A 7,607-nucleotide genomic window follows, 5' to 3' on the forward strand; every position below is an offset into this window, starting at 1 on the left:
TTCATCTCCTGCAGGGCCGCCTTCCAGCGCGGGGCGTCGGCGTGGCGCAGGGCCAGGAAGCGGGCGCGCGGCGCCGTCCCCTCGACCGGGTTCAGGATCTCGGCCTGAGCCAGCGCTCCGGCTGCGTTCGAACGGATCGCCGTCTGGAACCGGGCTTGAAGGCCGCGCGCGTGGTCGGCGATCATCGCCGTGGTCAGGCCGTGCTGGTCCAGCATCCGGCGCACGGCGTTGAAGCGGTAAAGGGCGCTGGCGTCGAAGGTGGCGCCCCAGAAGCGGCCGCCGTCGGTGCGGTACTGGACGCCGCCGGGCGGACCCTCCAGATGGCCGAACTCGGCGAACCAGCCGGTCACGACCGGGCGCGAGCCGAAGCCGGGCGGGGCGTGCAGGAAGCAGGCGCCTTCGCCCGCCATGGCGTATTTATAGCCGCCCGCCAGATAGAAGATCCTGTCCGCCACGGCCGACAGATCGGTCGGCGTGGCCATGAAGCCGTGATAGCCGTCGACCACCACCCACGGTCCCGCCGGGTCGGCCAGTTCCGCCAGCTCGGCGATGCGCTCGAACAGACCGCCGGTGCGGAAGAAGACCTGGCTGACGAAGATCAGATCGTGCCCGCCCGCCCGGGCCGCCGCGACGAAGCGGTCGGCGAAGGTCGCGAACGGGGCCAGGGGTACGCGGGTGACGACGGCCTGACCGGCCTCCTCCCAGCGTTCCGACTGGCGGCGGAAGGAGTGGAACTCGCCGTCGGTGGCCAGGATACGCACCGGCGCCTTGTCGACCGCCGAGACGATGCGCAGCAGAATCTCGTGGGTATTGGGCGCGAAGATCAGGCTGTCGGGCGAGGGCAGGCCCAGTTCCCTGGCGACATGCGCTTGCGCCTCGGGAATGACCTCGCCGAACACCAGATCCCATTTGCGGTCGGCGAAGCGGTTGGCCTCGGCCCAGGCCTGGACCTGGCCGTCGAAGCTGACATCGGGCCACAGGTGGTGGCTGTGGGCGGCGAAATGCAGGCGTTCCGGATCGAGGCCGAGCGCGCGTGAGAACAGGGGCTTGTAGTTCATGACGCTACGCTAACCCGCGCCGCGAGCGGCGTCACCGGCCAAAGAAAAAGGCGGGCCGCCTTCGCGAACCCGCCTCATTATTTTTAGATCAAACTACCATGGCAGTGCTTGAACTTGCGACCCGAGCCGCAGGGGCAGTCGCCGTTGCGGCTGGTGCGCTCCCAGCCGATGGGCAGGGCCTCGACGGGCAGCTTGGAGCGGTCGTCGCCGGTCAGCTGGCCTTCCGGATTCTGGGCCATCGGGTTCAGCATCTCGTTCTCGCCGGTGCCGGGATTCAGGTGGATTTCCTGGAACTCGGGCATCTCCATCGCCGGGGGCGCCTGGAACTGGAACTCGACCGTCATCAGCCAGCGCGTGACGTTGTGGCGCAGGTCGTGCAGCAGCGTCTCGAACAGGTTGAAGGCTTCGGTCTTGTATTCGTTCAGCGGGTCGCGCTGGCCGTAGCCGCGCAGGCCGATGACGCCGCGCAGGTGGTCCAGATGGACCAGGTGCTCGCGCCACTGCATGTCGATCATCTGCAGCATGAACTGCTTTTCGAGGCCGCGCGTCTGATCGGCGCCGATCAGCTCCAGACGTTCGGCGGCGCGCACGTCGGCGGCGGCGAGGATGCGTTCCTCGATCTCCTCGTTGGAGACGCCTTCCTCGGCGGCCCAGTCATGCAGCGGCAGTTCCAGGCCGAGGGTGGACTTCACCTTCTCGTCCAGACCGTCGATGTCCCACTGCTCGGCATAGGCCTTGGGCGGCATATAGCGTTCGACCAGGTCATTGATCGCATCGTTGCGGAAGTCGCCGACCAGTTCCGACAGGTCTTCGGAGTCCATGAACTCCTGGCGCTGTTCGAACACGGCCTTGCGCTGGTCGTTCACGACGTCGTCGTACTTCAGCACGTTCTTGCGCATGTCGTAGTTGCGGGCTTCGACGCGCTTCTGGGCGGTTTCGACGGCGCGGTTCAGCCAGGGGTGGCTGATGGCCTCGCCCTCGGCCACGCCGAAGGACTTCATGATGCCGTCCAGGCGGTCGCCGGCGAAGATGCGCAGCAGGTCGTCTTCGCACGACAGGTAGAATTTCGAGGTGCCGGGGTCGCCCTGACGGCCGGTGCGGCCGCGCAGTTGGTTGTCGATGCGGCGGCTCTCGTGGCGCTCGGTGCCCAGGACGAACAGGCCGCCGGCGGCCATGGCCTGTTCCTTGGCGGCGGCGATCTCGGCCTTGAACTCGGCTTCCTTGGCCTCAAGGTCTTCCGGCGTCACGGCGACGGCCATGTTGCGCTGTTCCTGGGTCCAGCGCTGGATGCGCATCTCCAGGTTGCCGCCCAGCTGAATGTCGGTGCCGCGGCCGGCCATGTTGGTGGCGATGGTCACGGCGCCCGGCAGACCGGCGTCAGCGACGATATAGGCTTCCTGCTCGTGCTGGCGCGCGTTCAGGACGTTGTGCGGAATGCCGTGGCCGGTGGCGTATTCGATGTCATAGGCGGCGTCGCCGACCTTCTGCGCTTCCTTCTCGCGGCCCGCGTATTCGGGCTTGAGGGTGCGCGAACGCTCGACCTTGTAGTTGTAGGTCTTCAGGACTTCCGACAGCTCTTCGGAGTTCTCGATCGAGACGGTGCCGACCAGGATCGGCTGGCCGCGAACGTGGCATTCCGCGATCTGGGCGGCGATGGCGGCGTTCTTTTCCTTGAAGGTGCGATAGACCTCGTCGTCGTAATCCTTGCGCTGGATCGGACGGTTGGTCGGCACTTCCAGGACGTCCATCTTGTAGATGTCGAGGAATTCCTGGGCCTCGGTCGCGGCCGTGCCGGTCATGCCGGACAGCTTTTCGTAGAGGCGGAAATAGTTCTGGATGGTCACCGAGGCCAGGGTCTGGTTCTCGGGCATGATCTTGACGTCTTCCTTGGCCTCGATGGCCTGGTGAAGACCTTCGGACAGGCGACGGCCCGTCATCATGCGGCCGGTGTATTCATCGATCAGGACGATCTCGCCGTCCTTGATGATGTAGTCCTTGTCGCGCGTGTAAAGCGTGTTGGCGCGCAGGGCCTGGTTGGTGTGGTGGACCAGGCTGACGTTGGCCGGGTCGTACAGGTCGACGGTGTCCTCGGCGAAGTGGCCGGCGTCCTGAAGCATCTGCTCCATCCGCTCCGAGCCCAGCTCGGTCAGCAGGGCCTGGCGCTGCTTCTCGTCGAGGTCGTAGGTGTCCTTGTCCTTGACCAGTTCCTTCACCAGGGCGTCCAGCACCTTGTAGAGATCCGAACGGTCCTCGGTCGGGCCCGAGATGATCAGCGGCGTGCGCGCCTCGTCGATCAGGATGGAGTCGACTTCATCGACGATGGCGAAGTGGTGGCCGCGCTGCACCATCTCGCGACGGTCATAGACCAGGTTGTCGCGCAGGTAGTCGAAGCCGAATTCGTTGTTGGTGCCGTAGGTGATGTCGGCGTTGTAGGCCATCTGGCGCTGGCCCTGCGACAGGCCGTTGACGATGACGCCGACCTCAAGACCCAGGAAGCGGTAGACCCTGCCCATCTGTTCCGCATCGCGGCGGGCCAGATAGTCGTTGACGGTGACGACGTGGACGCCCTTGCCCGCCAGGGCGTTCAGATAGACCGGGGCCACGGCGACCAGGGTCTTGCCCTCGCCGGTGCGCATTTCGGCGATGCCGCCTTCATGCAGGATCATGCCGCCGGTCATCTGCACGTCGTACTGACGCTGACCCAGCACGCGCTTGGAGGCTTCGCGCACCACGGCGAAAGCCTCATTCTGCAGCTTGTCCAGGCTCTCGCCGGCCTCGATGCGGTCGCGGAACGTCTGCGTCATCATGCGCAGTTCGTCGTCCGAGAAGGCCTCGAACTTGGATTCAAGGGCGTTGATCTTATCGACCTGGCCCATGAAGGCCTTGACCTTGCGGTCGTTGGAGGAACCGAGAAATTTCTTGGCGAAGCCGAGCATGGGCGATCCGGGTCAGGCGGTCGAGCGGCTGAAGGCTCTGAGAAAGACAGTTTCACCCGGTCGGAGGGCCGCGATCACGCCGGCCCCGGGCCTTCCCTGCAGATGAGGGCGCGCGAAGGGCCGCGCAGACGATCGAAAACCCCTCGACTTGGGCGCAGGCGGGACTTAAGCACCGCCCTTATCCCTGTCAACGCGAGGGCCTTTTTAAGGCGGCGTGTTTCAGGCGCGAATGTCCGTTTCGACGGCCTGTCCACAGACCCTTGCCCGGAGCGTCCGATGCGAGCGCCGCGTCCCCTCCACAGCCTGTTTCTGGTCGCCGTCGTCGGGCTGGCGCTGGGCGTCGCCGCCTGCGGGCGCGGCGGCGACGAGGCCGCACCGGAAAAGAACGACCGCGTCGTGGCCAGGGTCAACGATCGCGCCGTCTGGGCCTCGGACGTGCGTCGCGAGGCTGTGGCGCAGGGGCTGATCGGCGAGGACGATCCTCTGGACGCCTCATCCGAGCTGTTCCGTCGGGTGATGGACGAAGTGGTCGATCAGAAGCTGCTGGCCGCCGAGGCCGAGCGACGCGGTCTCGATTCCAGCCCTGCCGCCCAGCGCCGCCTGCAGGCCGTGCGCGAACGCATCCTGGGCGACATGCTGGTCGAGAAGGTGGTGTCCGGCGCCGTGTCCGAACAGGCGGTCGAACGCCTCTACGCCGAGCAACAGCGTCTGGCCCGCGCCACCGAAGAGGTGCGAGTGCGCCTGATTCTGGCGCCGACCAAGGAACAGGCCGACGCCGTCCTGGGCGTTCTGGGCCAGGGGGCGGCCTTCGAGGCCGTCGCCGCCCAACGCTCCATTGACGACGCCACCCGCTATTCCGGCGGCGACCTGGGCTATTCCACGCTGGACGTTCTGCCCGGTCCCTACGCCGCCGCCCTGCAGGGCCAGACGCCGGGCGCGGTCGTCGGCCCGATCCAGACCGAGACCGGCTGGGCCGTGCTCAAGGTCGAGGATCGCCGCGTCGAAACCCCGCCGACGCTGGAGCAGGCGCGGCCTCAGATCGTGCGCTATCTGACCTATGAAGGCGTCCGCCAGTTGCTGGAGCAGCTTCGCGGCCAGGCCGAGGTCGAGATCACCCTGGACGGGGCCAAGACGGCTCCGCCATCCGCCCCCGTTGAGTCCGCAGCTCCGCCTGCGGCCCAGAAAACGTCCGCTTCTTCCGCCGGAAACCCCTCATGAGCCAGCCGCCCGCCAAGTCCGCCTCGACCGGCAAGATGATCGAAACGGCCATTGAGAAGGCGCTCGATCCGCTGGCCTCGGCCCTGAAGCGCGCGACGCAATCCGCCGCCCAGGCGGTCGCCGCCGCGCCGGGCAAGCCGGGCCTGATGATCTCGCCGCTGGCCGTGCCCTTCCCGGCGATTCCGCCGATCGGCGGGGTCGAGATCGCCACCCCCCGCGCGGGCTTCTACAAGCATGAGCGCGACGACCTTGTGGTCTTCCGCTTCCCCGAGGGCGCGTCCTGCGCGGGCGTCTTCACTCGGCACAAGGTCGGCTCGGCGCCGGTCGACTGGTGCAAGCGTCATCTGGACGCCGACAAGGGCGGCGAAGGGGTGAAGGCCCTGGTCGTCAACGCCGGCTGCGCCAACGCCTTCACCGGCAAGGCGGGCGCCGACGCCGCGCGCCGCACGGCCTCGGAGGTCGCCAAACGCTTCGACTGTCGCCAGCGCGACGTCATGCTGGCCTCGACCGGCGTCATCGGCGTGGTGCTGGACGACAAGAAGATCACCGCCCGCCTGCCCGAGGTCGAAGCCGGTCTGAAGGCCGACGCCTGGGCGCAGGCCGGTCTGGGCATCATGACCACGGACACCTTCCCCAAGGGATCATACGCCGAGTGCGAGATCGAAGGCGTCAAGGTCCGCATCGCCGGCATCGCCAAGGGTTCGGGCATGATCGCGCCGGACATGGCGACCATGCTGGCCTTCATCGTCACCGACGCCGACATCGCCCCGCCGGTGCTGAAGGCCCTGCTGAACCTGCACGTCCGCACCACCTTCAACAGCGTGACGGTGGACGGCGACACCTCGACCAACGACACGGCGCTGCTGTTCGCCACGGGCGCGTCCGGCGCGCCGCGCATCGGCCGCGTCGGCGACCGCCGCCTGAAGGAATTCTCGGCCGCGCTGGACGACGTCATGCTCGACCTGGCGCATCAGCTGGTGAAGGACGGCGAGGGCGCGACCAAGTTCGTCAAGGTGACGGTCGAGGGCGCCGCTTCGCCCGCCTCGGCGCGCAAACTGGCCAAGTCGATCGCCGACAGCCCCCTGGTCAAGACCGCCATCGCCGGCGAGGACGCCAACTGGGGCCGCATCGTCATGGCCGTGGGCAAGACGGAGGAGGCGGTCGATCGCGACCGTCTGGCCATCCGCTTCGGCCCGCACGTCGCGGCCGTTGACGGCGCGCCGTCGCCGACCTACGACGAGGCGGTCATGAGCGCCTATATGAAGAACGCCGAGATCGACATCACCGTTCATGTCGCCTCGGGCCGGGCTTCGGCCACGGTGTGGACCTGCGATCTGACCAAGCGCTACATCGAGATCAACGGGGACTACCGCTCGTGAGCGAGACGCCCGCCGTTCCCACCGTCCTGGTCGTCGCCGTCGCCCTGATCGACCCGGACGGCCGCGTGCTGATCGCCAAACGGCCCGAGGGCAAGCAACTGGCGGGCCTGTGGGAGTTTCCCGGCGGCAAGGTCGAGCCGGGCGAGCGGCCCGAGGCCGCTCTGATCCGCGAGCTGAAGGAAGAACTGGGAATCGACGTGAAAGAGGCCTGCTTGGCCCCCTTCGTGTTTACCAGTCACGCTTACGAATCCTTTCACCTGTTGATGCCACTCTACCTGTGCCGGCGCTGGTCCGGCGTGGTCGAGGCGCGCGAGCACGCGGGTCTGGCCTGGGTGAAGCCGGACAAGCTGTCGGCCTATCCCATGCCTCCGGCCGATGAACCGCTGATCGCCTGGCTGCGCGATCTGCTCTGACAGGCCGACGACAGGGGAGGGCCGGGCGTGAAGGGTTTCATCTGCCGGTTCCACCGCGACGAAGGCGGCGCCACGGCCATTGAATACGGCCTGATCTGCGCCCTGATCTTCCTGGTCATCATCGGCGCCGTGGCCGCATTCGCGGCGCGGTCGACGGCCATGTATGACTACATCTCCACGAATATCAGCGCCGCCATCAGCGGGGGCTAGACCCAAGGACGGCGGGCGTCAGCCCTCTTCGCCGGTCTGCTCCCGAACGCCCAGGGCGTCGGCCAGGCGGGTCTTGGCCGAGCCGCGTCTGGCGGGCTTCTGCTGGCTGTCGTGCGGCGCCCATCCGGCCAGATGCACCATCTCGAAGGTGGCGGGGATGCGCCCGTCCGCCTCGGCGTGGCGCTCGGCGTAGAGCTGGGCCGCGCGGGCCAGCACGGGGCGGCTGAGCGGTCGAATCGGCCCGGCCAGCACATTGGTCTCGCCCATGGCGCGCAGGTCGCGCATCAGGGCGAAGGGATCGCCATAGCGCACCGTCACCCGGTCCACGTCCGTCACCGGCAGGGCGAACCCGGCCCGTTGCAGCAGGGCCGCTCCGTCGAAACCGTCGGCGAA

6 protein-coding genes and 1 pseudogene are annotated in these 7,607 nt (G+C 67.5%); 4 read left to right on the forward strand and 3 right to left on the reverse strand.

Annotation, left to right across the window (positions count from 1 at the left end; all coding sequences use genetic code 11):
- On the reverse strand, nt 1-1,058 hold a 1,058-nt coding region (locus tag RT567_RS11270; protein WP_313576455.1), incomplete at its 3' end, for a class V aminotransferase.
- Nucleotides 1,059-1,141: 83 nt separating this feature from the next.
- The gene (gene secA / locus RT567_RS11275) at nt 1,142-3,994 is read right to left on the reverse strand and encodes a preprotein translocase subunit SecA (RefSeq protein ID WP_313576456.1); all 2,853 of its coding nucleotides are present in this window, start codon (nt 3,992-3,994) and stop codon (nt 1,142-1,144) included.
- Between the two features lie 276 nt (nt 3,995-4,270).
- On the opposite strand from secA, the gene RT567_RS11280 reads away from it, so the two are divergent.
- Genes RT567_RS11280 through RT567_RS11295 form a run of 4 tightly spaced genes read left to right on the forward strand, consistent with a single transcriptional unit; the run spans nt 4,271 to nt 7,214 of the window.
- Nucleotides 4,271-5,212: a peptidylprolyl isomerase gene (locus RT567_RS11280; RefSeq protein WP_313576457.1), complete on the forward strand. Its 942-nt coding sequence runs from the start codon at nt 4,271-4,273 to the stop codon at nt 5,210-5,212.
- Nucleotides 5,209-6,591 carry a bifunctional glutamate N-acetyltransferase/amino-acid acetyltransferase ArgJ gene (argJ, locus tag RT567_RS11285; RefSeq protein ID WP_313576458.1) on the forward strand — a complete coding sequence of 461 codons (1,383 nt, stop codon included), beginning with the start codon at nt 5,209-5,211 and terminating at the stop codon, nt 6,589-6,591. Before RT567_RS11280 ends, argJ begins: the two co-directional genes overlap by 4 nt.
- Complete coding sequence (locus RT567_RS11290; protein WP_087139129.1) at nt 6,588-7,004, forward strand: (deoxy)nucleoside triphosphate pyrophosphohydrolase; 417 nt, start codon at nt 6,588-6,590, stop codon at nt 7,002-7,004. The genes argJ and RT567_RS11290 overlap by 4 nt, the downstream gene beginning before the upstream one ends.
- A gap of 27 nt (nt 7,005-7,031) precedes the next feature.
- Nucleotides 7,032-7,214 (forward strand): Flp family type IVb pilin, encoded by a 183-nt coding sequence (locus tag RT567_RS11295; RefSeq protein ID WP_313576459.1) that lies wholly within the window; start codon nt 7,032-7,034, stop codon nt 7,212-7,214.
- Nucleotides 7,215-7,232: 18 nt separating this feature from the next.
- Here the strand turns inward: RT567_RS11295 and RT567_RS11300 are convergent.
- A pseudogene (locus RT567_RS11300) lies at nt 7,233-7,607 on the reverse strand (SAM-dependent methyltransferase); the annotation flags it as partial.

This window comes from Brevundimonas sp. (assembly GCF_032107865.1).
Lineage (GTDB): Bacteria > Pseudomonadota > Alphaproteobacteria > Caulobacterales > Caulobacteraceae > Brevundimonas.